Source organism: Skermanella sp. TT6 (genome assembly GCF_016653635.2).
Taxonomy (GTDB): Bacteria; Pseudomonadota; Alphaproteobacteria; order Azospirillales; family Azospirillaceae; genus Skermanella; species Skermanella cutis.
Genome location: NZ_CP067420.1, coordinates 604,654 through 629,396, shown reverse-complemented (window position 1 = coordinate 629,396; position 24,743 = coordinate 604,654). Strand labels below are relative to the sequence as shown.

Sequence of the window (24,743 nt, the reverse complement as noted above, 5' to 3'; positions counted from 1 at the left end):
GGCCGTGTCGGCGAAAGATGGCAGGGGAGAGATGGGCCTGTCCCGCATTTTTCGCACCCCGCCTGCGGCGGCCGCCGGCAGGCATCCAGGGAACGCAGGGCTGATCTACATTTCTGGTATACAAAATACGGCATACCGTATTTGACATCCAAATCGATCGGAAGCATCTTCCTTCCAACGCAACCCAGCAGACACCCTGCCGCACTTCCTACCGAACCGGAGCCGATCCATGCTGACTGGGACCAATTTCGAAGCCATCGCCATCCTCGCCCTGGTGGCAGTCGTCCACACCGTGGTCAGCATGGTCATCACCCGCAAGCTGACCGGCTCCGAGCAGGTTTCCACCCGGCCGGCCGCTTCGATCATCCAGGGTGCCGTGGCACCGACGCCGGCCAACGACGGCCTGCGGAACGCCGCCTGATCCGGGACCGACGCAGGCCGAACAGCCCCGTCGGACCCCATCGGTCGAAAGTAGGATGGGAAAAAACGGTGTTTGCGCTTGCGATGTACTGAACCGTACATTACATTTTGCACTGCAGCAGAGATGTTGCGACGCCTCTTTGGGCGTTTCCTCCCTAGACTTCGGGCCGCCTTCATGGCGGCCTCTTTTTTGTCCGTTTGGCGGGACAGACGAAAGTGAACCGCACCGAGTTTTCCGGAGGCAATCTGGCTTGAGTCACGCCGCCCTGGCGATGTCCTCGGTTTGAGCATAGTAACGCGCTTCGGCCTCGGCGGGCGGGGTATTGCCGATGGGCTCGAGCAGGCGGCGGTGGTTGAACCAGTCGATCCGTTCCAGGGTGCGCCATGGCCCGCGGCGCCGGATCACCTCGGTCTTGTAGAGGCCGTTGATCGTCTCGGCCAAGGCATCGTACCGCCTGCGGCGGTAGCTGAAACTCCATAGGAGTCGCCGACGCTTCCCACGGAGGGCTCGACGCCCGCGTCGGTGAGACGCCCGGTGTACTTGATAGCGACATATTGCGACCCGCGGTCGGAATGATGAATGAGACCGCTGCCTTTTGCAGGCCGGCGGTCGCGGAGCGCCTGCTCAAGGACATCCAGCACGAAGCCGGCGTGAGCGGTGCGCGACACCCGCCAGCCGACGACCCGCCGGGCACAGGCGTCGATGACGAAGGCCACGGAGACGAAGCCCTGCCAAGTCGCCACATACGTGAGATCCGCGACCCAAAAGGCGTTCGGGCAGGACGCCCGGAACTGGCGGTTCATCCGGTCGGCAGGGCACGATATCCAAGCGTTGCTACCGGGCTTTTCAGTGCAGAGATCGGGACGGCAGTGATGTACTGGGTGACCATGACGACTTCAAGATCCCCAATGACAAACACTGGGTTCAGCCGCTTTGCTGGTTTCGGAGCCTGCTGTCTTTCCATCAGAGGGATGATTACTCTGGTGTTCAGGCTGTCCGATACGTTGGCCTGGATGTCGATCAGGTATCCGGATACCTTCAGGATTCAGATAAACATCGTATCAATCAATCAGAATTGCCGGTATTTCGCAAGCGGCAGCCCATGCTTCTCGACATCCTCATTCGAACTGACCAGTGCTTCCCGGTTTTCTTCCACCCAAAATTCAGCCCGCTTCTCAGCAATCGCCTGCATGAGACCGAACTCGGCGGCACGGGACACATTCACCTGAAGTTCCTTGGGTTCCTTCAATAGCATTTCGTCGATCGAAACGTTGGTCGCCCACTTCGGCGTTTCGGCGAGATAGCGCGTTGCCTTGCCCATTTATCCCTTCATCAACGGCGGCGACTTTCACCACGAAGGCACGCCGGAATCAATGCGCATGCTCATGTTGCCTTTGCGACGGCGCTCCGGACCAGCCCCCCGCTCGGCAACGGCTGTCCGACCGGCCGGGCGACTTCATCGTCACCGACGTCAGGCGACCTTGCGGATCACCCGCTCGGACGGCAGGCGGACGGTCACCGTGGTGCCCCGCCCCGGTTCGCTCTCGATCGACAGGGTCCCGCCGTGCAGCGCCGCGAGCGACCGGGCCAGCGGCAGGCCGAGGCCGGTTCCCTGCGTCTTGTTGCTGAGGGAGCTGTCGATCTGGCCGAAGGGCGCCAGGGCCTTCTCCATGTCTTCCGGCGCGATGCCGATGCCCGTGTCGGCCACGGCGACGGCAAGGCCGCCGTCCGGCTCGATGTCGGCCGAAACACGCACCCTGCCGCCCTTGGGCGTGAACTTGACCGCGTTGGTCAGCAGGTTGGCGATGATCTGCTTCAGCGCCAACTCCTCCGCCCGGACGGGCGGCAGGTCCGGCGGCAGGTCGACCGCGACCGCGACGCCGCCGAACTGGGCGCGCGCCTCGACCAGCCGGACGCAGTTCCGGGCGACCCGGCCGATATCGACCACCGCGTCCTGAAGCTCCTTCTTGCCGGCCTCGATCTTCGACATGTCCAGGATGTCGTTGATCAATGCCAGCAGCTGCGTGCCGCTCTCATGGATGTCGCGGGCATACTCGACATATTCGGGGCGGCCCGCCGGACCGAACATCTCGTTCTTGATGATCTCGGAGAAGCCGATCACGGCGTTCAGCGGGGTGCGCAGCTCGTGGCTCATGTTGGCCAGGAACTCGGACTTGGCGCGGCCGGCGAGCTCCGCCTCCTCGCGGGCGAGCCGCTGAAGCTCCTCGGCGGCACGGCGGTCGGTGACGTCCTCGACCTTGCCCTCGTAGTAGAGCAGCCGGCCGGCGGCGTCGCGCACGGCGCGGGCGGTTTCCGAGATCCAGATGACGCTGCCGTCCTTGCGGCGGATCTCCGACTCGAAGCCGTGGATCGTGTCGTACCGGTCCAGCAGGCGGGCGAACTGGTCCCGGCGCCTCGGATCGACGTAGAGCTGGTGACGGATGTCCTGCAGGGCTTCCAGCACCTCGCCGGGCGTCCCATAGCCGTAGATCCGCGCCAGGGTAGGATTGGCGCTCAGCATCCGCCCCTCGGGCGAGGTCTGGAAGATGCCCTCGGCGGCGTTCTCGTAGATCTCCCGGTACTTGCGCTCGCTCTCGCCCAGCGCCGCGGCAGTCCGCTCGTTCTCCCGGATGCGGTGCTCGAGTTCGCGGTTGATCCGCTCCAGGCGCCCGGCCAGGGCGCCGACATCGGCGGCCCGGCGCTGCGACGCCGTCAGATAGGCCGCCAGCATCGCGGTCAGCACGAGCCCGCCCAGCAGCGCTCCGGCCGGGGCCAGGGCCAGCGCCGGCGGCAGGCCGAGCATGACGGCCCGGAATTCCGCGATCCAGATACGGTCGGCGACCACGATGCGGGTGCTTCGGACCACCGGGCCGACGAGGGTCAGCAGGCCTAGGCTGGGCGCGTAGTCACGGCTGTAGAGCGGCTCTTCCGGATGCTCCGGGTCGAACACCCGCAGCGAGAGCGGCATCGATCCGTTGCCCTGCTCGCCCTGGACCTCGCGGAAGAGCCCACTGAGGGTGGCCAGGGCCACGGCGGCTCCGTTCACCGCCCCGTCCTCCCGCCGCCGCGTCGGCACCGCGACGGCCAGCCGGTAGCCGGTCCCGTCCGTGCCTTCCAGGTCGCGGACCACGCCGGTCGCCATGGGCAGCCCGGCCAGGGCAGCCGAGGCGAGGCCGCGCAGGTCCGAGCTGGCCTCCACCGCGAGTTCCTCCGCCCGGCTCCCCGGGGTCGCGATGGCGTAGCGGGCGACGATGCGGTCACCGGCCGGCGGCGTCCAGAACAGCAGGTCGACGCCGTCGCGTTCGGGCAGGATATGGTCGATGAAGCCGGCGAACTCCCCGGACGTCACCATGCCCGACGCGCTGAACAGGGCACTGGTCGCCCTGACGGTATCCTCCAGCACGCGGACGCGGCGCTGGATCGTCTCGGACATGTGGACCGCCTGCACGTCCAGGATCTCGGCGATCTGGGCGGCGGTCTGCTGGCGCACCACCTGGAACATGGAGACCGACAGCAGCAGCCCGCACAGGACGACGCAGGCCAGCGTCATCCGGCGGTCGTGCCTGCGGCGTTCCGGAGCCAGATCCGGAGCCCGGTCCCGGACCCTGGGTCCTCCCGCTGTTTCCGCGCCCACACGTCCCAACACCGACCTGCCAGCAAATAGTTACAGATGCATTTTAGCGGTATTATCTCCGAATCAGCCTAACTGACAATGGCCCATCCGGCATGTGCCATCCGTAAGCCTGGATGAATAGCCGCACCGGGCTACTTCTCATCCCCGATGGCAAGGAGCGTCGAGGAGGCATCCATGGGCGACGGGACGGTGATCGGGTTTCCGGGGGGATCCGCCCGGGGTGGAATTCCCCGGGTCGCCGTGATCGGAGCCGGGCTTTCCGGCCTGGCCTGCGCGGAGCGGCTGATCGGCCGGGGCTGGCCGGTGACCGTCTTCGACAAGGGGCGCGCGCCGGGGGGCCGGATGGCGACTCGCCGGGCGGACGCCGGCGGCGGTGCGGAAGACGCCGGCCCGCGGTTCGACCACGGCGCCCAGTACTTCACCGCCCGGGACCCCCGCTTCCGCGGCCGGGTGGACGGCTGGGTCGCCCAAGGCGTCGCCGCGCCCTGGACCGGGCGGATCGTCCGGATCGGAAAGGACGGCAATGTCGAGGAATCGCCGGGCGAGCGCTTCGTCGGCACGCCGGGCATGACCGCTCCCGCCCGCCTGCTGGCGCGATCGGTCGCTCCCCGCAGCGGCGTGCGGGTAGCGGAGGTAATTCCGGGAGACGACGGATGGCGGCTGCGGGACGAGGCGGGACGGGACCTGGGAAGCTACGGCCGGGTGGCGGTCGCCGTGCCCTCGCCCCAGGCGGTGCCCCTGCTGGCCGAGGCGCCGGATCTGGCCGCGGCGGCGGCCGACGCGGTGATGGCGGGATGCTGGTCGGTGATGGCCCGCTTCCCGCAACCGCTCGGGCCGGACTATGACGGGGCCTTCGTCACGGACTCTCCGCTGTCCTGGATCGCCCGCGACAGCTCCAAGCCGGGCCGGGATGCCGGAGGGGGCGAGACCTGGGTGCTCCATGGCTCGCCCGAATGGTCGCAGCGCCATATCGAGGACGACCCGGCCGAGGTGATCGCCCGGCTGACGGCGGCGTTCCGGGAGCTGGCGGGAATCGGGCCGGCCGAGGCGGACCATCTCGCCGCGCACCGCTGGCGCTTCTCGATCCCGGTCCGGGGACTGGATCGGGAATGCCTGTACGATCCGGAGCGCGGCCTGGGCGCCTGCGGCGACTGGTGCCTGGGCGGCAGGGTCGAGGGCGCGTTCCTCAGCGGCCTGGCCCTGGCCGATCGGATCCTGGCGGACGCCGGGCCGGTCTGATACCGTCCCGCCGCCATGTCATTCGATGAAAACTACGTTCCGTCACCCTGCACGCGGGTCTGCGTGATCGATCCGGCCTCGGGCTTCTGCCGGGGCTGCCTGCGGACCCTGGACGAGATCGCCGGCTGGGGATCCAAGCCGCCCGGTGAGCGCCGCGAGATCCTCGCGGCGCTGGAGGAGCGGAGGCGGCGCTAGGGCCGTCCGGAGCCTCAGGCGTCCGGCCCGCGCTCCGCCAGGTCGAACTGTGCGGTCGGCTCCGTCTCGACCAGCCCGGCTATGGTCTCGTACGCCTGGGCGTTGGTGTCCATCTGTTCCCTGATCGGATCGTTCTGCTCCCCGACATGCCGGAAGAAGGATGCGGCATCCCTCAGCAGCTTGGCGGCGATCTCGGCGTTGGTTGCCATCGGCGGTCTCCTGGTGTGAGGGGTCTGGACGAAAGGCGTATTCGGTCTCCAACACGCCCCCGCCCGTTCCGTTGCGACCGCCCGCTCCGATTCGACGGCTCAGGAAGCCTGCTTCGAGCCCTGCTTGACCGTCGCGAGACGGTCGCGGTCGGAGCGGATCCGCGCGAGATGCTGGCTGATCACGCTGGCGAGATGGGTGGGAAGATCCTTGTCGAGCGCCTGTTCGTACCGGCGGGCCGCCTCGGTCTCGCCCCGCTCCACCTCCTGGATGATCGCAGCCGGGTCACGGCCCACGACGGCGGACTTGAGGTCGACGAAGAACCGGTGGGCGCCTCCCAGCATGGTCCCGCTGGCCTCCGGCGCCCCGCCCTGCTCCGCCACATGCTTCTGGAGGTCGCGGACCATGGCGCCCCGCTGGGCGGAGAGATCGTTGAACAGGGTCTTCAGATCGGGGTCCTGGGCATCCTCGGCGGACTTCCGATACCCTTCGTGGCTGTCCTCGGTGATCTGAATCAGGTCGTTCAGGGTATCGACGATCTCGTCCTTGGTCATGGCCAGCTCCACCGGTGTTTCACACCGGCGATAACGGGAAGCTCACTGACTTGGTTCCCATCCCCGGACCAGCGGCCGGCCGCCTCATCCCCGGGGGGCGTGCTTGTTCAGGATGCGCTGCAAGGTGCGGCGATGCATCTTCAGGCGGCGCGCCGTCTCCGACACGTTGCGGTCGCACTGCTCGAACACCCGCTGGATATGTTCCCAGCGGACCCGGTCGGCCGACATGGGGTTGTCCGGCGGCGGGGGCAGCGGACGGCCGTCCGCCAGCAGCGCCGCCTCCACCGCGTCGGCGTCGGCCGGCTTGGGCAGGTAGTCGACCGCCCCCGCCTTGACCGCCGCGACGGCGGTGGCGATGTTGCCGTAGCCGGTCAGGACCACGATCCGGCTGTCCGGACGGGCGTCGCGCAGGGCGGCCACCACGTCGAGCCCACTGCCGTCGCCCAGCCGGAGATCGACCACGGCGAACACGGGTGCCGATTCCTGGGCGACCTCAATCCCCATCGCGACGCTGTCGACCGCGACGACGTCGAAACCGCGTTTCTCCATCGCACGGGCCAGGCGGTTGCGGAACGGGGGATCATCATCGACAACCAGGAGGCTGCGCGAGGCGTCACCGGAGAAAGTGAGTTTGGCTGCTTCGCCTGTCGGACCGATGTCGGAAGTCATTCGCGTTCCCGTCCTCAGCCTTTCGTGTCGAAAATCGGTGGATTCCACCGTACGACAACTTGCGCCCCGCCGCTACGACTATTGGCAAACATGACTTCCGCCCCGGTACGCTCCAGCAGGGTCTGCGCGATGAAGATGCCCAACCCCATATGCGAGCCGCCCTCGGCCCGGCCGCCCTCGACGCGGGTGGAGATGTAGGGCTCGCCTATCCGGTTCAGCAGGCTCTGGGGAAAGCCGGGGCCGTCGTCGCCGACGGTGATGGTCAGCGCCTCCTCGTCCCAGCGGGCGCGCACGGTGACCGTGGACCGGGCGAACTGGGTGGCGTTCTGGATCAGGTTGCCCAGGCCGTGGATGATCTCCGGGCTGCGCCGGATCATCGGGACGGGCGGGCCGGCCACCGGCTCGGTCTCCAGCAGGTACTTGATGTGGCCCAGCCGGTGCGGCGCGCCGGCGGCCTCGATCAGCGCCGGGACGGTCAGCCGGTCGAACGGCTCGCCGCCCTCCGCCTCGGGCTTGCGGGACAACTCCGCGAGGATGTCCCGGCAGCGCAGGCTCTGGCTCTGCAGCAGGGCGATGTCCTCCGCCAGCGGGCTGTCCGGCGGGATCTCGCTCGCCAGTTCCTTGGCGACGAGGTGGATGGTGCCGAGCGGGGTGCCCAACTCGTGGGCCGCCGCCGCCGCCAGCGCGCCCAGCGCCGACAGCCGCTGCTCGCGTTCCAGCGCCATCTGGCTGGCGGCCAGCGCGTCGGAGATCGAGCGCGCCTCCTGCGCGACGCTCCAGACATAGGCGGTGATGAAGATCGCGGACAGCGACAGCGACAGCCAGATGCCGAGCAGGTACAGCGGCGGCAGCCCGACCGCGCCGTTGGCCCAGGGCAGCGGGAACTGCCACAGCGCCAGCCCGGTCAGGCAGCACAGCGCCAGCACGGTCAGCGCGATCACGCTGACCCGGGACAGGATCGTGCCGGCCACGGTCAGCGGCGCCAGGATCAGGATCGCGAAGGGATTCTGGAGGCCGCCGGTCAGGTAGAGCAGCAGCGTGAGCTGGAGCGTGTCGTATCCCAGGTACAGGGCGGCGTCCCTGTCGGCCAGCCGGGGGCGGGTGCCGCGCTGGGCCTGCGCCGCCAGGTTCAGCAGCACCGACGCCCCCATGGCGGCCAGCGCCGGCCCGAGCGGCAGCTTGAAGCCGAAGCCGAAATGGACGGACAGCACCGCGGTCAGCTGTCCCACGACGGCGATCCAGCGGATCAGGATGAGGGTCCGCAGGGTCACCCGGCCGTCGATCGCCGTGGCGATCGGCGTGACGACCGGGGGAGAGGCTGGACCGGAACGCGGCGGCGGTGCGGCTTCGATCATGATGGGCTGCCGGGTGTCGGGCTGGGACGGGGGGCACGGTGCCGAGGGGGTGGTCAGCGGCCGAGCGCTCCGCCATATAGCCTGCTTATGTCCCAGCCTGTCATCAAAGTCGATCACCTGACCAAGCGGTTCGGCGCCATCACGGCGGTCGACGGCATCGGCTTCGCCGTGCCGGCCGGCACCGTCGCCGGCCTGCTCGGCGGCAACGGCGCCGGCAAGACCACGACCATTTCCATGCTGCTGGGCCTGCTGCTGCCCACGTCGGGCACCATCGAGGTCCTGGGCGAGGACATGCTGCGCCACCGTCACCGGGTGCTGCCGCGGATGAATTTCTCGTCGCCCTATGTCGACTTGCCGCACCGGCTGACCGTCGCCGAGAACCTGACGGTCTACGGCCATCTCTACGGCCTGGCGGGCGGGCTTTCCGGAGTCCGGCGCCGGGTCGCCGAGATCGCCGAGGCGCTCGACGTCGCGCGCTTCCTGAAGAAGCCGACGGGGCAGCTCTCCGCCGGGCAGAAGACCCGCGTGGCGCTCGCCAAGGCCCTGCTCAACCGCCCCGACGTGCTGCTGCTGGACGAGCCGACCGCTTCGCTGGACCCCGACACCGCCGACTGGATCCGGACATACCTGGAGACCTACCGCCGCGAGACCGGCGCCACGATCCTGCTGGCCTCGCACAACATGCTCGAGGTCGAACGGCTCTGCGGCCTGGTGCTGATGATGCGCGGCGGCGCCATCGTCGACCGCGGCACCCCGGCCGAGCTGCTGGAACGCTACGGCCGCGACACGCTGGAGGACGTCTTCCTGGACATCGCGCGCGACCGCCGCCGGGGCGGCGTCGCCGACGCGGCGGAGTGAGCGCGATGGCGGGTTCCGCGGGAGGGTCCGTCCGCCGGGTCTCGGCCATGGTGCTGCGCTACTGGTATCTGCTGCGCGGATCCTGGCCGCGCCTGCTGGAGCTGGCCTACTGGCCGACCGTGCAGATGATCCTGTGGGGCTTCATCAGCCAGTTCATGGCGACCAACAGCACCTGGGTGGCGCAGGCCGCGGGCGTGCTGATCGCCGCCGTGCTTCTGTGGGACGTGCTGTTCCGCGGCCAGCTCGGCGTATCGGTGTCGTTCCTGGAGGAGATGTGGTCGCGCAACCTGGGCCACCTGTTCGTCAGCCCGCTGAGGCCGGGCGAATGGGTGGCGGCGCTGATGACCATGAGCCTGATCCGCACGCTGCTGGGCACCATCCCCGCCGGCCTGCTGGCGATCCCGATCTTCGGCTACTCGATCTTCGACATGGGCCTGCCGCTGGTCGGGTTCTTCGCCAACCTGATCGTCATGGGCTGGTGGCTCGGGCTGCTGATCGTGGCGCTGATCCTGCGGCACGGACTGGGCGCCGAGAGCCTGGCCTGGGTCGCGGTCTTCCTGCTGGCGCCGGTCAGCGCGGTCTATTACCCGGTCGCCGTGCTGCCGGGCTGGCTCCAGGCGGTTGCCTGGGCGCTGCCCTCGGCCCATGTCTTCGAAGGCATGCGGGCGCTGATGTTCGAGGACGCGATCCGCTGGGACCACCTGGCCTGGGCCGTCGGGCTGAACGCCGCCTACATGGCCGCGGCGGCGGCCGTCTTCCTGCATTATTTCAACGTCGCCCGGGTGCGCGGCTCGCTGCTCCAGACCGGGGAGTAGGGTTTCTCATTCCCGCCAGAACGGTTTGGAGACCTCCGCCAGGGCCTGCTGCTCGGTCAGGCCGATGTCGGACAGCAGGTGGCGGTCCATGCGGGCGAGGTCGCGGCGGGTCAGCGCGCGGCGGCGCCACAGGGCGGGCAGCTCCACAAGGCTGGCCAACGGCATGGCGGGGAGCGCGACGGGCAGCGCCGGCGCATGCCTGGTTTGAGTCCTGATCATGGCAGCCTCCTCGGCGTGCGGTGCGGGGTTTCTTCGATAGCCATGATCTATGGCGCCGGGCGCTTGCGCACAAACCATGAGTTCTCATACTCTGCATGAGCGAAACTCATGCATGGGCCGCCATGTCCCGCCGCCTGCCGCCGCTCAATTCGTTGCGCGCCTTCGAGGCCGCGGCCCGCCATCTCAGCTTCACCGTGGCCTCGGAAGAGCTGCACGTGACCCAGGGCGCGGTCAGCCGGGCGGTCAAGGGGCTGGAGGACCATCTGGGCGTGACGCTGTTCCAGCGCCTGCCCCGCGCCCTGGCCCTGACCGACGAGGGCAAGGTGCTGCTGGCGGGGGTGACCGAGGGGCTGGACCGGATCGCCCAGGCGGCGGCGCGGGTCGAGGCGCGGGCCCACGACCTCCAGGTCAAGGTGCCGCCGACCTTCACGATCCGCTGGCTGATGCGCCGGCTGATCCGCTTCCAGACCAGCCGTCCCGACATCCGGGTCAGGCTGAACACCGGCTGGGAATGGGTCGATTTCGACCGCGACGATTTCGACGCCGGCATCGTGTTCGGGGTCGGCCCCTGGCCGGGGCTGCGCGCCGACCCGCTGTTCGAGGAACGGCTGACCGCGCTGTGCGCGCCGTCCCTGCTGGACCGGCTGAAGGCTCCCGCCGACCTGGCGCGCTGCACGATCCTCCACCCCGACCCGCACCAGAGCGAGTGGCGGGCCTGGCTGGAGCTGGCGGGCATGCCCGACCTGGACGTGGACCGCAACTGCCAGATCTTCGACACCCAGGACCTGGCGATCCAGGCCGCGGCCGACGGACACGGCGTCACGGTGGCCGACCTGTCGCTGGTCCAGGACGACATCGCCGCCGGCCGCCTCGCGGTGCCCTTCCCCGGCTTGGAGGCACGGCTCGGCAGCTATCAGCTCGTCAGCCCGAAACACTTGGCCGACCGCCCGGCGCTCGCGGCGTTCCGCGACTGGCTGCTGGAAGAGGCGCGCGGGGTATGACGCATTTTGCGAATCCCCGTCGCTTCTCCTTGGCGATCTGCAAAGGACGCGCAGACCAGCGCCTATGCCATCGAACATAGGCGCCGGGCGGTGGCGGCAGGAAACGCCCGGCAAGCGCGGGAGGCGTCGCCCACCCGAAAGTGGTATTCGAAGTTCCCGATCCTGGCACCCCGCATGCTTGAGGAGGTGCATGACGGACCGAAGGCGGTAACGGGCATCGGCCGGATCAAGTTCTGCAAGCCTCGTCGGGAGCATCATGAAAAACTGGACCTTGCGCGCGCAGATGCGCGCCGCCCTGGCAACCCTCGCGTTGCTCGTCATCGCGCTGGGGATCTTCTCCCTGGACCGGATGGCGGCGGTCAACGACCAGTCGACGCTGATCGCCCGCACCTGGATGGTGCGGGCCAACCTGCTGAACGCGGCCAACACGGCGACCTCGGACTACCGCATCGCCGAGGCGACGCACATCCTCTCGAAGTCCGATGCCGCCATGGCGCAGGCCGAGCGCGACCTTGATCGAATCAGGAAGGACATCGACCAGCGGTTCGACAGCTACCTCAAGTCCGACCTCCATCCCGAGGAACGCGAGATCATCAACCATGTGGTCGGGGAATGGCGGGAATACCTGGAGAAGAGCCGGGAGGTGATCACGATCTCCCGAAGGAACGAGAACGAGGCGGCCGCCCAGCATTTCATGTCGACCAAGACCACCTTCGACGACTTCTCCGAGGGTCTCCTGAAGCTGGTGACGCTCGACACCCGGTTCGGCGAAGAGGCGAGCGTGGAAGGCGACGCCATCTACGCCTTCTCCCGCGCCGTCGTGGTGTCGATCCTGGTGCTGGTGATCGCCGCCCTGGCCGGCGTCGTCCTGTTCTTCGAGAAGGCGGTCGCCGCCGCCATGGTCCGCATCACCGGGACCATGACCCGGCTGGCCGCCGACGACCTCGCGGTCGAGATCGCCGGCCGCGAGCGCAGGGACGAGATCGGCGCCATGGCGAAGGCCGTGCAGGTGTTCAAGGAGAATGCCGAACAGCGGCGCTTGCTGGAGGCCCGCGAACGCGAGGAGCAGGCCGCCCGGCAGAAGCGGATGGAGACGATCGATCGGCTGATCGCCGGGTTCGACAGCTCCATGGGCAGCATCCTGAGGACCGTCTCGTCCGCCGCGACCGAACTGGACAGCACGGCGCAGAGCATGGCGGCCATCGCCGAGGAGACCAGCCGCCAGGCCGGCGCGTCCGCCGCGGCGGCCGAGCAGACCTCCGCCAACGTCCAGACCGTCGCGGCGGCGGCCGAGGAAATGGCCGGGTCGCTGCAGGAGATCTCCCGCCAGGTGTCCCGGTCCACCGGCATCGCCAACCAGGCGGTCGCCGAGGCGGAGCAGACCAACGCGACCATCCAGGGGCTGGCGGAAGCCGCCAACCGGATCGGCGAGGTGGTCGACCTGATCGCCGACATCGCGAGCCAGACCAACCTGCTGGCGCTGAACGCGACGATCGAGGCGGCCAGGGCCGGCGAATCGGGCAAGGGCTTCGCGGTGGTGGCGTCCGAGGTGAAGAGCCTGGCGACCCGCACGGGCAAGGCGACGGAGGAGATCTCGGCCCAGATATCGTCCATGCAGGCGGCCACCGGCGGCGCGGTCGGCGCGATCCGGGGAATCGGCACGACCATCGGCTCGATCAACGAGATCACCACCGCGATCTCGGCGGCGGTCGAGGAGCAGACCGCCGCGACCTCCGAGATCTCCCGCAACGTCACCCAGGCCGCGGCCGGCACCCAGGAGGTATCGTCCAACATCGTCCAGGTGACCGAGGCGTCCGGCCAGACCGGGACCGCGGCGACCCAGGTCCGGAGCGCCGCGGGGGAGCTGTCGCAGCAGTCGGAACTGCTCCGGGCCGAGGTCGAGCGGTTCCTGGCCGGCATCCGCGCGGCGTAGCCGCCGGGACGGCCGGGGATCAGCGGCGCAGCGTGACCGAGGTCTCCACGGTCCCGGCGCCGACCGTGACGGCCATGTCGGCGAAGTCGGGCGGCGCGAAGTTCACCTTCGCGTCGTTGCCGAAGCCGAAGGGCTCGGTCGGGACCCCCAGCAGGTTCGAATCGAGCTTGCCGTTGCCGTTGATGTCGTGGATCGCGGCGATGCCGTAGCGGCCCGGCGCCAGGTCGCGGAACACCACCACCACGTCGCCGATCCTGGCGGGAGCCGCCTCCCCGAAGGTCCGCTCCCGCTTCTCGAAGGCTTCGGGCGTGGCGTAGAGGCCGACCTTGACGTCGCCGTCGGCGGACGGAACGCCGCGGACCGTGACCCGCAGCTCGGAAGCCGACGCGCCCGCGGCCCACAGGGTCGCGGCCGCGGCCGCCAGCAGGGCGGCTTTTCCCATGATCAGTGGACCTGGCCGGCCGACGGCCCGGACGACTGCCCGCTCACCCCGGCCTCGGCGAAGGTGGCCATGCCGGTATGGCACTCCACCGCCGCCTTCAGGATGGGGATCGCCAGGGCGGCGCCCGATCCCTCGCCCAGGCGCATGCCGAAGTCGAACAGGGGCTGCTTGCCCAGCTTCCCGATCAGCAGGGCGTGCCCCGGCTCGGCCGAGCGGTGGGCGATCAGGCAATGGTCGAGCGCGCGGGGGTCCAGCTTCGCCAGGACGGCCGCCGCCGCGGTGCAGGCGTAGCCGTCCAGCACCACCGGCGTGCGGGCCATCCGGGCCGCGGCGACGGCGCCGGCGATGGCGGCCAGCTCGTAGCCGCCCAGGCAGCGCAGCGCCTCCAGCGGATCGGCGGAGGCGCCGGGGTTGGCGGCGAGCCCGGCGGCCACGGTCTCGACCTTGAGCGCCAGCCCGGTGGCGTCCACCCCGGTGCCGGGGCCGACCCAGTCGGCCGGGTCGCCGCCGAACAGCGCGGTGCAGAGCGCCGCGGCGGAGGTGGTGTTGGCGATGCCCATCTCCCCCAGGCAGATCAGGTGGAGCCCCTGCTCCACCGCCATCATGCCGTAGGCCATGGCGCGGGCGCAGCCTTCCTCCGTCATGGCGGGGCCGGCGGTGAAGTCCTGGGTCGGGCGCTCCAGGTCCAGCTCGTAGACCCGCAGGTCGGCGTCGGCCACCTCCGACAGCTGGTTCACGGCGCCGCCGCCGTCGATGAAGTTCTGCACCATCTGGGCGGTGACCTCCGCCGGATAGGCCGAGACCCCGCGCGCCGCGATGCCGTGGTTGCCGGCGAAGACGCTGACCCGGGGCCGGCGCAGCTCGGGCGGATGCTTGCCCTGCCAGGTCGCCATCCACTGGGCCAGCTCCTCCAGCCGGCCGAGCGAGCCGCGCGGCTTGGTGAGCTGGTTCTGCCGGGCCAGCGCCGCCGTTCCCGCTTCCAGGTCGGGGCCCGGCAGGTCGCGGATCAGGGAGCGGATCTCGTCGAAGGTGACGGCGGGTTGCGGATTGGCCATGGCGCTGTCTCGGCTTTGCGGAAACGGGGTGCGGGAGAGGTGTGGGGCACGATTCGGGCGGCACCTTGGCAGGAAAGACCGAGCCGGTCAAAAGCCTTCCGAACGGACCTGACCTGCCTTATACCGCCCCCATGTCCAAGAGTTCCCAAACCACGGCGTCCGCCCGGCCGAGCGACGAGATCGCCGCCGCCCTCATCTTCCTGACACGGCTGCCGGTCCGGTTCGACGGCCCCATGCCGGCGGACCTGCACGGGCGGGCGCTGGGCTGGTATCCCGTGGTCGGCGCGGGACTCGGGCTGGCGTCGGGCGCCGTCTATGCCGCCGCGACCCTGGTGGGCCTGACCTCCCTGGCGGCGGCACTGCTGGCCCTGGGCTTCCAGATCGCCGTGACGGGGGCGCTGCACGAGGACGGGCTGGCCGACGTGGCGGACGGCTTCGGCGGGGGGCGCGACAAGACGTCCAAGCTGGCCATCATGCGCGACAGCCGCCTGGGCAGCTACGGCGTGCTGGCGCTGCTGTTCTCGGTCGGGCTGCGCTGGTCGGCCCTGGCGGCGCTGGCCGACCCGCTGGCCGTCGCGGCGGCGCTGATCGGGGCCGGCGCGCTGTCGCGGGCGGTGGTGCCGGCCGTGTACGGCTATCTCGACCCTGCCCGGACCGACGGGCTGGCCGCGGGTCTGGGACCGCCGCCGGGAACCCGGATCGCCATGGCGCTGGCGCTGGGATCCTGCCTGGCCGGCCTGGCCCTGGGACCGGCGGCGCTTCCGGCGCTGGCGGCGGCGATCGTCGCGGCGCTGGCGATCGCCGAACTGGCGCGGGCGCAGGTCGGCGGCCATACCGGCGACGTGCTGGGCGCCTGCCAGCAAGGGGTGGAGATCATCGTGCTGCTGGTCCTGGCGACGGTGCTGCCATGGACGCTGCCATGAACCCCGTCACCCGCTGGTGGCTGGTGCGGCACGCCCCCGTGCCCAACCCGGAAGGCAGGATCCACGGCCAGCTCGACCTGGAGGCGGACTGCGGCGACGCCCCCGCGTTCGAGGGGCTGGCCCGGTTGCTGCCGTCCGGCGCGGTGCGGATGGTGACGACGCTGTCGCGCACCTGGCGGACCGCGGAGGCGATCTGGGGCGCCGCGACGGACATGACCGTCGAGGCGGGGCTGCTGGAGCAGGATTTCGGCGCCTGGCAGGGCTTCAGCCACGGCGAGCTGGCGGCCATGGACGCGGGCGGGCGGGTCGCCCGGTTCTGGGAAGCCCCCGCGACCACCCGGCCGCCGGGCGGCGAGAGCTTCGAGCAGGTGGTGAACCGGGTCGCCCTGGCGCTGGAGCGGAACTCGGAACTCCATGCCGGGCGGGACGTCGTGGCGGTCTGCCACGCCGGCTCGATCCGGGCGGCCCTGGCGGTGGCGCTGGGAATCGCCCCGGCGGCGGCGCTGTCCTTCCAGGTCGATCCGCTGTCGGTGACGCGGATCGACCATATCCCGCTGGACGGGGCGAAGGCGGTTTGGCGGATCGTCGGCGTCAACCGGCCGCCCCTTTAGAGCTGTGCCCGATCAGGTCGATCCGCCTGGGGCAGCCGATCAGATGCGTTGCGCCATGGCCGCAACCTGCGATCGACGGCCCGCATCACCTCCGCCCTGCTTCGAACCGTAGCGGCGAGTGGAAACCGCTCCAGGGTTCAGAAGGAATGCAGCGCGGCGGCGGCGGCGGCGGCAGCGGCGAGGCCGGCCAGCAGGAGGCAGGCGACGGCATAGAGCGCCAGGGCGGGCCTGATGTCGGCCGGGACGGCGCGGGCGCGGCCCTCGCCGATCCAGGGGGCGCGGACCATCACCTCCCCTTCCCGGCGGGGACCGCCCAGCGACAGGTCCAGGGCGCCGGCGATCGCCGCGACCGGGGCCGGCGCGGCAAGGGCGAGGGTGCGGGCCGCCTCGCCGGTGCGGGTCCGGGGCACGAACGGGCAGGCCAGAACCAGCAGCAGGCCGGTCAGGCGCGTCGGAACCCAGCCGAGCGCCGCGCGCAGGCGCGCCGTCGCCAGCCCGAACCGGTCGTGCCGCGGCCCGCGGTCGCCGATCGCCCGGTCCAGGGCGTCCACCGCCGTCCACAGCAGGATGCCGGGCAGGCCGGCCAGGGCGTACCAGAAGGCGGGCGCCACCACCCGGCCGTCCAGCGCGCGGGCCGCCCCCTCGACCGCGGCCCGGACGACGCCGTGCTCGTCCAGGCCGAGGGCGTGGCGGTCGGTCAGGTCGCGCACGGCGTCGCGCCCCGCCGGCAGCCCCTTCCATTCCAGCGCCCGCATCGTGGTCCGCAGCCGGTTCCACGGCCGCCGGACCTGGAGCGCGCCGGCGACGAGGGCCAGTTCCACCGCGTAGCCGTAGGGCAGCGGGCGAAGCGCCACCGTCAGGGCCAGCCCGGCGGCGAGGGCCAGGACGGCGAACAGGACGGTGACCAGCAGGCCGCGGACGAGTCGGGTCCGGGGGCTCCGGTTGAGCCGGTTGAGCCGCCGGTCGAGCCAGCCGGCGGAGTTCAGGGCCAGCCGGCGCGGCAGGCCGAGCACCCCGTCCACCGCCGGCCAATCGCCGGCCAGCGCCGCGAGCGCCAGCGCGATCGGCAGGAGGAGCAGCGACTCGGCGCCGCCGGGCATCGGCCCGAAGGTCGGGAAAGGCATGGCGGGCCGGCGGCGTTCTATGGAGCCGCGGAGGTCAGCGGGCGCCGGCCTGGCGCAGCGCCGCGACGACGCGCTGGTTGCGCCCGTCCTGCGCCCAGTCGAGCGCGTTGCGCCCGGTGAAGTCCGCCTGGTCCGCCTTCGCCCCGGCGGCGAGCAGCTTCTGGACCGCCTCCAGCTTGCCGGTGCGGGCCGCCTCCATCAGCGGGGTGGCGCCTTGCCGGTTCTCCTGGTCGATCCGGGCGCCGCCCTTGATCAGCAGGTCGATCACGACCGGGTCGCCCTGCCCCGCCGCCCAGAACAGCGCGCCGTTGCCGCTCTTGTCGGCCTGGTTGGGGTTCGCCTTGTTCTCCAGCAGGAGCCGGACCATGTCGGCGTTGGATGCCGCGACCGCGTAGATCAGCGGGGTCTTGCCGTTGCCGTCGGCGGTGTTGGCGCTGGTGCCCTTGACCAGCAGCGAGCGCATGGCCTCGTAATTGTTCTCGACCGCCGCCTTGATGATCGGGGGTGCCTGGAACAGCACGGTCTGCGCACCCGCCGGGGCGGGAATCACGAAAGCGAGAGCGAGCAGGCACGCGGCCAGTATCTTCTTCATGGCGTGTTCTTCCGTCGCTGAAGGGGTACCGCTGTGCGGCCGGCGCCGAGTGTAGCCAATCCGCCCGGCCGTCCGCCACCACCGATCGCCACCACCGATTTGCGGAACCTATCGGCGGATCAGGAACCGGTAGGAGGCCGCGGCCGCCAGCGCGCCCGCGCAGACCGAGGCCATCATGGGGACCTGGGTCCCGTCCTGAAGGGACCCGACCAGGATGCCGGACGCCGCCGCCAGCCCCATCTGGGTGAAGCCCATCAGGGCCGAGGCCGTGCCCGCCATGGTCGGGAACGGTCCCAGCCCGCCGGCCTGGGCGTTGGGCATCAGCAGCCCGGCCCCGATCATGAAGCCGAACATGGGCGCCAGGATCGCGGCGGTATGGTCCACCCGCGCCAGCGCCAGCGCCAGCCCGGCGAGGCCGCACAGGCCGGAGAGAGCCGAGCCGGCGCCGATCAGCCGGTCCACCCCCAACCGCCGGGTCAGCCGGCCGGCGCTGAAGGTGCCGATCATGAAGCCCACGACGATCACCCCGAAAGCCATGCCGTAGCGTTCCGGCGACAGGCCGAACTGCTCGATCAGCACGAAGGACGAGCCGGAGATGAAGGCGAACATCCCGCTGTAGATCGCCGCCAGGCACAGGGTATAGCCGGCGAAGGTGCGGCTGCGCGCCAGCGACGCGTAGTTGGAGACGAGCCGGCGCGGCATCAGCGCCGTGGGATCGCGCCGGCGGTTGGTCTCCTCCAGCATCGTCCAGACGGCGGCCAGGATCGCGAGGCCGAAGACGGTCAGGAACACGAAATTGGCCCGCCAGCCGAACAGCCCGGTCAGGTAGCCGCCAACCGCCGGCCCGATCGCCGGGGCGAGCGCCATGGCCATCGCCATGTAGGCCAGGACGGATGCCGCCCGCTCCCGCCCGTAGACGTCGCGCACCACGGCGCGCCCCAGGACCGGGCCGCAGCATGATCCCAGCGCCTGGAAGAAGCGTGCCGCGATCAGCTGTTCGATCGAGTCGGCCAGCGTGCAGGCGGCGCTGGCGACCACGAAGACGGCGATGCCGCCGATCAGCACCGGCCGCCGGCCGAACCGGTCGGACAGCGGCCCGTAGACGAGCTGGGACACCGCGAAGCCGACGAGAAAGACGCTGAGCGTCAGCTGGACCGTCGCGATGTCGCTGCCGAACACGCGGACCAGCGTCGGCAGCGACGGCAGGTAGAGGTCGGTGGAGAGCGGCCCGAACGCGACCAGCAGGGTCAGCAGGACGGCGATCGCACGGCTGTCGGAGCGGGGCATGGCGGCCTTGGGGGCAGGGGTCAGGAACCAGAAGTCGGGAAACGGAAGCCGGGGGATTCGGGTCAGCCGAAGCGCAGCAGCGAGGCGCCGTTGGCCTTGAGCCAGGCGCGCGGGGCCTCGACCTCGGGCGTCAGGGTCGCGACCAGCGCCCAGAAGCGGCTGCCGTGGTTCATCTCCCGCAGGTGTGCGACCTCGTGGGCCACGACATAGTCGAACACTTCCTCGGGCGTCAGGATCAGCCGCCAGGAGAAGGACAGCCGGCCGGAGGAGGCGCAGCTTCCCCAGCGGCTGCGGGTATCGCGCACGGTCACCGCAGCGACGCGCTTGCCGATGGTCGCGGCCTTGGCCCGCGATCGGCGGGCCAGCTCGGTCCGGGCCTCCTGCATCAGGAAATCGCGCACCCGGCGGGCGATGAACTCGGGCTCGCCGCCGACCCGGATCTCCCCGGAGGCCCGGTGCGTGGCGCCCCGATAGCCGGCGGCGTGGCGGATCACGTGGTCGGTGCCCAGCACCGGGACGACCGAGCCCTCGGCGAAGGGCCGGCGCGGCGGCATGGCGGCGAGCCGGCCGCGCACCCATTCGGCGTGCCGCCCGACGAAGCGCGCGGCCTCCGCCTCGCTGACCCCGACCGGGACGACGACCTGGATCACGTCCCGGCCGGGATCGACGCGGAGCGTCAGCCGGGTCGCCCGCGCGCTCTCCCGCAGTTCCAGCGCCGCGGCCGGCAGGCCGGTGACCGCCAGCGGGCGCGCCCGGGCGGTCATGGCGCCGCTCCCGGGCCGGCCGGGGGCTCCGCCCGGCGGAGCCAGACCAGCCGCCAGTAGAGCCCATATCCGACCAGGGCGAAGGCCAGCAGCGCCAGCCCCGGGGCCAGCGCCGTCCCGTCGCCGAGGCGGGCCACCGCGATGCTGCCGGCCGTCCCGACCGCCATCTGCATGAAGCCCATCAGGGCGGACGCGGCCCCGGCGATCCGGGGGAACGGGCTCATGGCGCCGGCCATGGAGTTGGGCAGCGCGATGCCCATTCCCATGGTCCAGAGCGCCATGGGGCCGATCACGCTGGCGACGGTGACGACATGGACGAGGCTGAAGGCCAGCATCAGCCCGGCCCCGCCCAGGACCAGCGCCGTGCTGATCATGATCATGCGGTCGATGCCCAGGCGCCCGACCAGCCGGTTGGCCGCGACTCCGCCGATCAGGTAACTCACGACGGTGATGCTGGTGGTCCAGCCGTACTGCTCCGGCGACAGGCCGATCAGGTCGATGAAGATGAAGGGGGCCACGGCGTAGAAGGTGAACAGCCCGCCCAGCGTCACGGCGCCGACCGCCATGTAGCCGACATAGCCGCCGTGCCGCATCAGGTCGGCATAGTTGGAGGCCATGCGCGACGGGCGCAGGGCCTGGTAATCGGGCACGGGGTTCGTCTCCGGCATGCGGAAGGCGACGACGACCAGCAGCGTCAGCCCGAAGGCGCCGAGCACGGCGAAGATCGCGTGCCAGTCGAACCAGACCTGGAGATAGCCGCCGAGCACCGGCCCGATCGCCGGCGCCACGGCCAGCGCCATGCCGATGAAGGACAGCACCCGCGCCGCCTGTTCCCGGGTATAGATGTCGCGGACCATGGCGCGGCCCAGCGCGGGGCCCGCGGCGGCGCCCAGCGCCTGGACCAGCCGGGCCGCGATCAGCGTCTCGATGTCGCCGGCGAGGCCGCAGCCGACCGAGCCCGCGATGAACACCGCCAGCCCGAGCAGCAGCACGCGCCGCCGGCCGAACCGGTCGGACAGCGGCCCGTAGATCAGCTGGCCGACCGCGAACCCGGTGAGATAGATGCTGAGGGTCACCTGGACCATGCCCGCCGTGGTGTCCAGCGCCTGGGCGATGGTCGGCATGGACGGCGCGTACATGGACATGGTGAGGGGGCCGAGCGCGGTGATCGCGGTCACCAGCAGCGTCATGGCGGAGGATCGGGTATCGGGCATGAAGGCTGTTATAGAGGGGCCGGCGGGTTTTACCAATGGCCGTGCCGGTCGCCGCCGGAGGGGGCAGCCATGCCGAAGGATCCCTTGAGGTGCGCGGCCAGATCGGACCAGGACAGGCCGGCGATCTCCTCCGGAAGGTCGTCCAGCAGGTCGGCCGGAAGCTGGTCTGCCGAAAGTCCGTCCAGGAAGCCGGCCAGGATGTCGGGCGGAAGCTCGGCCTTCAGCGCCTCGACGAAGCCGGCGGGCAGGCAATCCTCCGGGTCGCTGTCGGCAGGCGGCGAAAGGTCATCATCGGTCACTGTGGCGTCGGTCACCGCGGCATCGGGTGCCGCGGCGTGCTGGGGCACGGGGGCGGGTTCCGGGGCGGAGTCGAGGCCGTCCATCCACTCCGCGGGGTCGGGAGCCAGTGTCTCCGTGCCGGCATCCGGGGAGAAGCGGTGATCGTGGAAGTGATGGGCGATGCTCCGGTCCTGGATCACGCCGAGCAGCTTCAGGCGGAACTGGATCGCGCGCAACGCCAGCGCCGCCCGCCCCTTCTCCATCGCGTCGGCGATGATGGCGGCGACCAGGTCGGCGGCGCGGTCGAGTTCAGCCTGGTGCATCGCGCGTCGCCCGGCGCGGATCCGGTCGATGCGGACGCGGATCTCCGGCTGGCTCATCAGGAAATGGCCGCGCTGCTTCGCCCCCTTCGGCGAGTAACCCGCCCGCCGGGCCGCCTCCGCCGCGGCGACACCCGCGGCCATGGCCTGGCAGAAGAGTTCCTGGCGGTCGCCGAGACGGTTGGCGGGAGAGGAAGCGGCGGGTTCGGTCATGGCGGCGCGCCTTCGAGGGGGGAGCAGATAACGGAATTTTATCCTATTGTCTGCACAGTTTCAAGGTTTCTGACGATGCTGTGCGGACAATCCGCCTAGCGGTGATGGATGACAGTATTGACGGGTTATGGATATGGGCCGTTGGTGCGGACGAGGGATATCGGGGTCAGACCACCATTTCCTAACGGCTTTCCATAAATCCAACATTCGGAGGAAATGGTGGTCTGACCCCGATATCCCGGCTTCGGCCGGCCAGCGGTGCATGTCCAGGCCTTGCCCGCCCCGGGACGGGCCGGCGACCGGACGGATGCCGCCCCGGCACTGCGGCGCCTCCTTGAGTCGCGGGCGATCGCGATCCGCTGCTGGCAGAACGGCGTGCCGATCTTCGACGAGACCGGGATCGCGTCCATGCGCCGTTTCGAAGGCGGCATCCAGATCGACAAGCCGGACGGCACCACCATCAGCGTCGTGAACGGCGGCATGGGCGGGTGCCATGCGGACAGAGGCTTCGTCTGCGTCACGCGGTACGGGCCGGCATCCGCCCTGAGCCCCTAGAGCTGTGCCCGATCAGGTCTATCCGCCCCGGGGCAGCCGATCAGATGCGTTGCGCCATGGGCGCAACCTACGACCTTCGGCCCGCATCAGCTCCGCCCTGCATCGAGCCGTAGGTTGCGCCCATGGCGCAACACAGTGCGGCCAGTGGAACGGCAGGCTGCGAGGACCGATACGGTTCAACCCGATCGGGGACCGCTCTAGGTGCGCGCGATACGCAGATATTCCCGCACCCGCACGTCCCGCCAGCCGTCGTCCCGATCGCAGCCGGCGGCGCGGACCCATCGGCAGGCGTCGAGCGACTCGGCCCTGCCGTCGGCGGTACGGGCGCGCAGGTCGGGGGGAACCGATGCCAGAAGAGCCGAGGCAACGTCCGCCGGCGGGGACGGGCCGTCGCGGAGCCAGTCCTCCGCCTGCCGGAACCCGTCGCGGCACATCAGGGCGATCATGTAGTCGCAGGCCGACTGCATCCCCGGCCGGAGTCGGCCGGGGCTGGCCGAGATCATCGGCAGCAGCGGGGCGAGCGACGGGACCAGATGGTTGGCATAGATCGTCGCTCCCCAGTAGGACTCGGCCGTGACCCGGAAATGGCCGATGTCGCGCACGGGGACCAGCCCGCATTCCGCGACGGGCAGGATCTCGACCTTGGGCTTGGTCACCACGACGGTGTCGTTGGAGACATCGACATACAGGCCGCCGAACTGGATGGCGTTCTGGAAATACCGGTCGCGCAGGACGCCCCAGACGGTACGGACCATGCCCCCCTGCGCCACGAAACCATGGAGGACCCTGTCCACATCGGTCGCCGGTTCCTTGAGCCGCCGGGCGAGGCGGGCGAACAGGTCCCTGGTGATCTGCTCGCACCGTCCGTAGGGGTAAGGCTTTCCGGCCGCCGGAGGGAGCTTGGACGCCAGGGCGGCGTCGGTTTCCGCCCGCAGCGCCAGGAAATAGTCCATCAGCGCGCCGGTGTGGCCCGAAAGGTGGTCGTCGGTCAGCGCGGCCTGCCGTTCGTCCACGGGGGCGATCTGCTGGGGAAGGAGCGGCATGGATATCCCGGTGAAACCTGGAATGGGGCGTTCGGGTGCGAGGATAGCGCGATGCCGACGGCGGCGAAACGCCGGCAGACGTCCGAACCGGGCGTGCCAGCGACAGGCCGCTCCCTTTTCGGAGGCATCGCTCACTTTTGGATCGGCTGCGTTGATCCGGGATCGCCGGGGGCCAAGAGGCGTCGGTCGGCCGGATCCTCACGGGTGTTTGCCGTATCCCGCTTTGTCGGATAGCTTCCCGCGCGTCGGCAATTCAAAGGTGCAGGAATGCCGGTTGGCAGCATCGATGCGGTATGGAGTGCGGTATGCGGATGACGGTGACGCGGCGCGGCTTTTCGGCGATGGTCGGTTCCCTGCTGGCCGGAGGCGCGATCATGCGTCCGGGCATCGTCCCGGCGGCGGCGGGGTCCGGCGGCGACCTGGCCGGAAAGCTGGCCGAGGTCGAACGGAGGCTCGGCGCCCGGTTGGGGGCGGCCATCCTCGACACCGAATCGGGGCGCCGCTGGAGCCATCGCGCGGACGAGCGCTTTCCCCTGTGCAGCACCTTCAAGGCGATCGCCTGCGGGGCCGTGCTTGCGAAGGCGGATGCCGGCCGGGAGGACCTGGAGCGGCGCATCCGGTTCGAGGCCGCCGACGTCGTGACATATTCTCCCGTGACCCAGGACAGGGTCGGCGGCGCCGGGATGACGCTCGCGGAAATCTGCGAGGCTGCCATGACCCGGAGCGACAACACGGCCGGCAACATCATCCTGGACAGCCTCGGCGGGCCTTCCGGCGTCACGGAGTTCGCGCGGTCCCTCGGGGATGACGTGACCCGGCTGGACCGGCGGGAGACCGACCTGAACGAGGCGACGCCCGGCGATCCCCGCGACACCACGTCGCCGGCCGCCATGGTCGCCAACCTGGAGTCGCTCGTCCTGGGGAATGTCCTGTCCCCGCCGTCGCGCGACCGGCTGACGGCGTGGCTCGTGTCCAACAAGACGGGGGACGCGAAGCTTCGCGCGGGCCTGCCGAAGGACTGGCGCATCGGCGACAAGACGGGCGGAGGCGATCATGGTACGATGAACGACGTCGCCGTGATCTGGCCGCCGAACCGCAAGCCGACGATCGTGAGCATCTACATGACGGAGACGAAGGCCTCCTTCGACGACCGCAACGCGGCCATCGCGGAGATCGGCCGGGCGTTGAAGATCGCGCTCGGGGCTTGAGCCCATCCTTCCG

The 24,743-nt window shown here is 70.4% G+C and carries 28 protein-coding genes and 1 pseudogene; 11 read left to right on the top strand and 18 right to left on the bottom strand.

Going from position 1 to position 24,743, the window contains the following annotated elements:
• Positions 1–229 precede the first annotated feature (229 nt).
• On the top strand, positions 230–421 hold the full coding sequence (locus IGS68_RS02970; protein WP_201077202.1) for a hypothetical protein: 192 nt from the start codon (positions 230–232) through the stop codon (positions 419–421).
• A gap of 255 nt (positions 422–676) precedes the next feature.
• On the opposite strand, the pseudogene IGS68_RS02965 reads toward IGS68_RS02970, so the two are convergent.
• The 4 genes and pseudogenes from IGS68_RS02965 to IGS68_RS02950 all read right to left on the bottom strand — a co-directional run.
• Positions 677–1,239 (bottom strand): annotated as a pseudogene (locus IGS68_RS02965) (DDE-type integrase/transposase/recombinase); the annotation flags it as partial.
• Positions 1,221–1,394: a CcdB family protein gene (locus tag IGS68_RS36250; RefSeq protein ID WP_371821904.1), complete on the bottom strand. Its 174-nt coding sequence runs from the start codon at positions 1,392–1,394 to the stop codon at positions 1,221–1,223. The pseudogene IGS68_RS02965 and the gene IGS68_RS36250, both read right to left, overlap by 19 nt.
• 96 nt (positions 1,395–1,490) lie before the next feature.
• A complete protein-coding gene (locus tag IGS68_RS02955; protein ID WP_201077200.1) occupies positions 1,491–1,742 on the bottom strand; it encodes a type II toxin-antitoxin system CcdA family antitoxin in 252 nt (83 codons plus the stop codon).
• Positions 1,743–1,892: 150 nt separating this feature from the next.
• The gene (locus tag IGS68_RS02950) at positions 1,893–3,971 is read right to left on the bottom strand and encodes a sensor histidine kinase (protein WP_201077198.1); all 2,079 of its coding nucleotides are present in this window, start codon (positions 3,969–3,971) and stop codon (positions 1,893–1,895) included.
• Positions 3,972–4,229: 258 nt separating this feature from the next.
• Here IGS68_RS02950 and IGS68_RS02945 point away from each other — a divergent pair, with 258 nt between their 5' ends.
• Both IGS68_RS02945 and IGS68_RS02940 read left to right on the top strand, forming a co-directional pair.
• Positions 4,230–5,294, top strand: a complete 1,065-nt coding sequence (locus tag IGS68_RS02945; protein ID WP_201077196.1) for an NAD(P)/FAD-dependent oxidoreductase — start codon at positions 4,230–4,232, stop codon at positions 5,292–5,294.
• A 15-nt stretch (positions 5,295–5,309) separates the two neighbouring features.
• Positions 5,310–5,489 (top strand): DUF1289 domain-containing protein, encoded by a 180-nt coding sequence (locus IGS68_RS02940; protein ID WP_201077194.1) that lies wholly within the window; start codon positions 5,310–5,312, stop codon positions 5,487–5,489.
• Positions 5,490–5,503: 14 nt separating this feature from the next.
• On the opposite strand, the gene IGS68_RS02935 is transcribed toward IGS68_RS02940, so the two are convergent.
• The 4 genes from IGS68_RS02935 to IGS68_RS02920 form a co-directional block, all read right to left on the bottom strand.
• Complete coding sequence (locus tag IGS68_RS02935) at positions 5,504–5,698, bottom strand: hypothetical protein (RefSeq protein ID WP_158043779.1); 195 nt, start codon at positions 5,696–5,698, stop codon at positions 5,504–5,506.
• Positions 5,699–5,797: 99 nt separating this feature from the next.
• Positions 5,798–6,250: a ferritin-like domain-containing protein gene (locus IGS68_RS02930; RefSeq protein ID WP_201077192.1), complete on the bottom strand. Its 453-nt coding sequence runs from the start codon at positions 6,248–6,250 to the stop codon at positions 5,798–5,800.
• A gap of 84 nt (positions 6,251–6,334) precedes the next feature.
• Positions 6,335–6,919: an ActR/PrrA/RegA family redox response regulator transcription factor gene (locus IGS68_RS02925; protein WP_158043777.1), complete on the bottom strand. Its 585-nt coding sequence runs from the start codon at positions 6,917–6,919 to the stop codon at positions 6,335–6,337.
• 14 nt (positions 6,920–6,933) lie between these two features.
• Complete coding sequence (locus IGS68_RS02920) at positions 6,934–8,274, bottom strand: ActS/PrrB/RegB family redox-sensitive histidine kinase (RefSeq protein WP_201077190.1); 1,341 nt, start codon at positions 8,272–8,274, stop codon at positions 6,934–6,936.
• A gap of 87 nt (positions 8,275–8,361) precedes the next feature.
• Here IGS68_RS02920 and IGS68_RS02915 point away from each other — a divergent pair, with 87 nt between their 5' ends.
• Positions 8,362–9,132 (top strand): ABC transporter ATP-binding protein, encoded by a 771-nt coding sequence (locus IGS68_RS02915; RefSeq protein WP_201077187.1) that lies wholly within the window; start codon positions 8,362–8,364, stop codon positions 9,130–9,132.
• 5 nt (positions 9,133–9,137) lie between these two features.
• Complete coding sequence (locus tag IGS68_RS02910) at positions 9,138–9,947, top strand: ABC transporter permease (protein WP_201077186.1); 810 nt, start codon at positions 9,138–9,140, stop codon at positions 9,945–9,947.
• A gap of 6 nt (positions 9,948–9,953) precedes the next feature.
• Here IGS68_RS02910 and IGS68_RS02905 read toward each other — a convergent pair whose 3' ends face one another.
• Positions 9,954–10,166, bottom strand: a complete 213-nt coding sequence (locus IGS68_RS02905) for a DUF1127 domain-containing protein (protein ID WP_201077185.1) — start codon at positions 10,164–10,166, stop codon at positions 9,954–9,956.
• A 95-nt stretch (positions 10,167–10,261) separates the two neighbouring features.
• Here IGS68_RS02905 and gcvA point away from each other — a divergent pair, with 95 nt between their 5' ends.
• Both gcvA and IGS68_RS02895 read left to right on the top strand, forming a co-directional pair.
• Positions 10,262–11,167 (top strand): transcriptional regulator GcvA, encoded by a 906-nt coding sequence (gene gcvA / locus IGS68_RS02900; protein WP_247881148.1) that lies wholly within the window; start codon positions 10,262–10,264, stop codon positions 11,165–11,167.
• Between the two features lie 256 nt (positions 11,168–11,423).
• Positions 11,424–13,100: a methyl-accepting chemotaxis protein gene (locus IGS68_RS02895; protein ID WP_201077182.1), complete on the top strand. Its 1,677-nt coding sequence runs from the start codon at positions 11,424–11,426 to the stop codon at positions 13,098–13,100.
• Positions 13,101–13,119: 19 nt separating this feature from the next.
• Here the strand turns inward: IGS68_RS02895 and IGS68_RS02890 are convergent, their stop codons facing one another.
• Together IGS68_RS02890 and cobT are read right to left on the bottom strand one after the other, a co-directional pair.
• Positions 13,120–13,542 (bottom strand): DUF2141 domain-containing protein, encoded by a 423-nt coding sequence (locus tag IGS68_RS02890; RefSeq protein ID WP_201077180.1) that lies wholly within the window; start codon positions 13,540–13,542, stop codon positions 13,120–13,122.
• A 2-nt stretch (positions 13,543–13,544) separates the two neighbouring features.
• Positions 13,545–14,597 carry a nicotinate-nucleotide--dimethylbenzimidazole phosphoribosyltransferase gene (gene cobT / locus IGS68_RS02885; protein ID WP_201077178.1) on the bottom strand — a complete coding sequence of 351 codons (1,053 nt, stop codon included), beginning with the start codon at positions 14,595–14,597 and terminating at the stop codon, positions 13,545–13,547.
• A 131-nt stretch (positions 14,598–14,728) separates the two neighbouring features.
• Here cobT and cobS point away from each other — a divergent pair, with 131 nt between their 5' ends.
• Positions 14,729–15,520 (top strand): adenosylcobinamide-GDP ribazoletransferase, encoded by a 792-nt coding sequence (gene cobS / locus IGS68_RS02880; RefSeq protein ID WP_201077176.1) that lies wholly within the window; start codon positions 14,729–14,731, stop codon positions 15,518–15,520.
• Positions 15,517–16,131, top strand: a complete 615-nt coding sequence (locus IGS68_RS02875; protein WP_201077174.1) for a histidine phosphatase family protein — start codon at positions 15,517–15,519, stop codon at positions 16,129–16,131. The genes cobS and IGS68_RS02875 overlap by 4 nt, the downstream gene beginning before the upstream one ends.
• Before the next feature lie 137 nt (positions 16,132–16,268).
• Here the strand turns inward: IGS68_RS02875 and IGS68_RS02870 are convergent, their stop codons facing one another.
• The 6 genes from IGS68_RS02870 to IGS68_RS02845 form a co-directional block, all read right to left on the bottom strand.
• A complete protein-coding gene (locus IGS68_RS02870) occupies positions 16,269–17,255 on the bottom strand; it encodes a cobalamin biosynthesis protein CobD/CbiB (protein WP_247881147.1) in 987 nt (328 codons plus the stop codon).
• A 34-nt stretch (positions 17,256–17,289) separates the two neighbouring features.
• Complete coding sequence (locus IGS68_RS02865; protein WP_201077172.1) at positions 17,290–17,847, bottom strand: ankyrin repeat domain-containing protein; 558 nt, start codon at positions 17,845–17,847, stop codon at positions 17,290–17,292.
• Positions 17,848–17,955: 108 nt separating this feature from the next.
• On the bottom strand, positions 17,956–19,134 hold the full coding sequence (locus tag IGS68_RS02860; protein ID WP_201077170.1) for a multidrug effflux MFS transporter: 1,179 nt from the start codon (positions 19,132–19,134) through the stop codon (positions 17,956–17,958).
• Positions 19,135–19,196: 62 nt separating this feature from the next.
• A complete protein-coding gene (locus IGS68_RS02855; protein WP_201077168.1) occupies positions 19,197–19,898 on the bottom strand; it encodes a M48 family metallopeptidase in 702 nt (233 codons plus the stop codon).
• Positions 19,895–21,112, bottom strand: coding sequence for a multidrug effflux MFS transporter (locus IGS68_RS02850; protein WP_201077166.1), 1,218 nt, complete (start codon positions 21,110–21,112; stop codon positions 19,895–19,897). The genes IGS68_RS02855 and IGS68_RS02850 overlap by 4 nt, the downstream gene beginning before the upstream one ends.
• A 29-nt stretch (positions 21,113–21,141) precedes the next feature.
• Positions 21,142–21,924 carry a terminase small subunit gene (locus IGS68_RS02845; RefSeq protein WP_201077164.1) on the bottom strand — a complete coding sequence of 261 codons (783 nt, stop codon included), beginning with the start codon at positions 21,922–21,924 and terminating at the stop codon, positions 21,142–21,144.
• A gap of 273 nt (positions 21,925–22,197) precedes the next feature.
• Here IGS68_RS02845 and IGS68_RS02840 point away from each other — a divergent pair, with 273 nt between their 5' ends.
• Positions 22,198–22,479: a hypothetical protein gene (locus IGS68_RS02840; RefSeq protein WP_201077162.1), complete on the top strand. Its 282-nt coding sequence runs from the start codon at positions 22,198–22,200 to the stop codon at positions 22,477–22,479.
• Between the two features lie 197 nt (positions 22,480–22,676).
• On the opposite strand, the gene IGS68_RS02835 is transcribed toward IGS68_RS02840, so the two are convergent.
• Positions 22,677–23,522, bottom strand: coding sequence for a hypothetical protein (locus tag IGS68_RS02835; protein WP_201077160.1), 846 nt, complete (start codon positions 23,520–23,522; stop codon positions 22,677–22,679).
• A gap of 311 nt (positions 23,523–23,833) precedes the next feature.
• Here IGS68_RS02835 and bla point away from each other — a divergent pair, with 311 nt between their 5' ends.
• Positions 23,834–24,730 carry a class A beta-lactamase gene (bla, locus tag IGS68_RS02830; RefSeq protein WP_247881146.1) on the top strand — a complete coding sequence of 299 codons (897 nt, stop codon included), beginning with the start codon at positions 23,834–23,836 and terminating at the stop codon, positions 24,728–24,730.
• Positions 24,731–24,743: the final 13 nt, after the last annotated feature.

What these genes read in the sequence shown, in the direction of transcription:
- IGS68_RS02970 (WP_201077202.1), top strand. Translation starts at nt 230, where the DNA reads ATGCTGACTGGGACCAATTTCGAAGCCATCGCCATCCTCGCCCTGGTG.
- IGS68_RS02955 (WP_201077200.1), bottom strand. Translation starts at nt 1,742, where the DNA reads ATGGGCAAGGCAACGCGCTATCTCGCCGAAACGCCGAAGTGGGCGACC.
- IGS68_RS02950 (WP_201077198.1), bottom strand. Translation starts at nt 3,971, where the DNA reads ATGACGCTGGCCTGCGTCGTCCTGTGCGGGCTGCTGCTGTCGGTCTCC.
- IGS68_RS02945 (WP_201077196.1), top strand. Translation starts at nt 4,230, where the DNA reads ATGGGCGACGGGACGGTGATCGGGTTTCCGGGGGGATCCGCCCGGGGT.
- IGS68_RS02940 (WP_201077194.1), top strand. Translation starts at nt 5,310, where the DNA reads ATGTCATTCGATGAAAACTACGTTCCGTCACCCTGCACGCGGGTCTGC.
- IGS68_RS02935 (WP_158043779.1), bottom strand. Translation starts at nt 5,698, where the DNA reads ATGGCAACCAACGCCGAGATCGCCGCCAAGCTGCTGAGGGATGCCGCA.
- IGS68_RS02930 (WP_201077192.1), bottom strand. Translation starts at nt 6,250, where the DNA reads ATGACCAAGGACGAGATCGTCGATACCCTGAACGACCTGATTCAGATC.
- IGS68_RS02925 (WP_158043777.1), bottom strand. Translation starts at nt 6,919, where the DNA reads ATGACTTCCGACATCGGTCCGACAGGCGAAGCAGCCAAACTCACTTTC.
- IGS68_RS02920 (WP_201077190.1), bottom strand. Translation starts at nt 8,274, where the DNA reads ATGATCGAAGCCGCACCGCCGCCGCGTTCCGGTCCAGCCTCTCCCCCG.
- IGS68_RS02915 (WP_201077187.1), top strand. Translation starts at nt 8,362, where the DNA reads ATGTCCCAGCCTGTCATCAAAGTCGATCACCTGACCAAGCGGTTCGGC.
- IGS68_RS02910 (WP_201077186.1), top strand. Translation starts at nt 9,138, where the DNA reads ATGGCGGGTTCCGCGGGAGGGTCCGTCCGCCGGGTCTCGGCCATGGTG.
- IGS68_RS02905 (WP_201077185.1), bottom strand. Translation starts at nt 10,166, where the DNA reads ATGATCAGGACTCAAACCAGGCATGCGCCGGCGCTGCCCGTCGCGCTC.
- gcvA (WP_247881148.1), top strand. Translation starts at nt 10,262, where the DNA reads ATGAGCGAAACTCATGCATGGGCCGCCATGTCCCGCCGCCTGCCGCCG.
- IGS68_RS02895 (WP_201077182.1), top strand. Translation starts at nt 11,424, where the DNA reads ATGAAAAACTGGACCTTGCGCGCGCAGATGCGCGCCGCCCTGGCAACC.
- IGS68_RS02890 (WP_201077180.1), bottom strand. Translation starts at nt 13,542, where the DNA reads ATGGGAAAAGCCGCCCTGCTGGCGGCCGCGGCCGCGACCCTGTGGGCC.
- cobT (WP_201077178.1), bottom strand. Translation starts at nt 14,597, where the DNA reads ATGGCCAATCCGCAACCCGCCGTCACCTTCGACGAGATCCGCTCCCTG.
- cobS (WP_201077176.1), top strand. Translation starts at nt 14,729, where the DNA reads ATGTCCAAGAGTTCCCAAACCACGGCGTCCGCCCGGCCGAGCGACGAG.
- IGS68_RS02875 (WP_201077174.1), top strand. Translation starts at nt 15,517, where the DNA reads ATGAACCCCGTCACCCGCTGGTGGCTGGTGCGGCACGCCCCCGTGCCC.
- IGS68_RS02870 (WP_247881147.1), bottom strand. Translation starts at nt 17,255, where the DNA reads ATGCCTTTCCCGACCTTCGGGCCGATGCCCGGCGGCGCCGAGTCGCTG.
- IGS68_RS02865 (WP_201077172.1), bottom strand. Translation starts at nt 17,847, where the DNA reads ATGAAGAAGATACTGGCCGCGTGCCTGCTCGCTCTCGCTTTCGTGATT.
- IGS68_RS02860 (WP_201077170.1), bottom strand. Translation starts at nt 19,134, where the DNA reads ATGCCCCGCTCCGACAGCCGTGCGATCGCCGTCCTGCTGACCCTGCTG.
- IGS68_RS02855 (WP_201077168.1), bottom strand. Translation starts at nt 19,898, where the DNA reads ATGACCGCCCGGGCGCGCCCGCTGGCGGTCACCGGCCTGCCGGCCGCG.
- IGS68_RS02850 (WP_201077166.1), bottom strand. Translation starts at nt 21,112, where the DNA reads ATGCCCGATACCCGATCCTCCGCCATGACGCTGCTGGTGACCGCGATC.
- IGS68_RS02845 (WP_201077164.1), bottom strand. Translation starts at nt 21,924, where the DNA reads ATGACCGAACCCGCCGCTTCCTCTCCCGCCAACCGTCTCGGCGACCGC.
- IGS68_RS02835 (WP_201077160.1), bottom strand. Translation starts at nt 23,522, where the DNA reads ATGCCGCTCCTTCCCCAGCAGATCGCCCCCGTGGACGAACGGCAGGCC.
- bla (WP_247881146.1), top strand. Translation starts at nt 23,834, where the DNA reads ATGACGGTGACGCGGCGCGGCTTTTCGGCGATGGTCGGTTCCCTGCTG.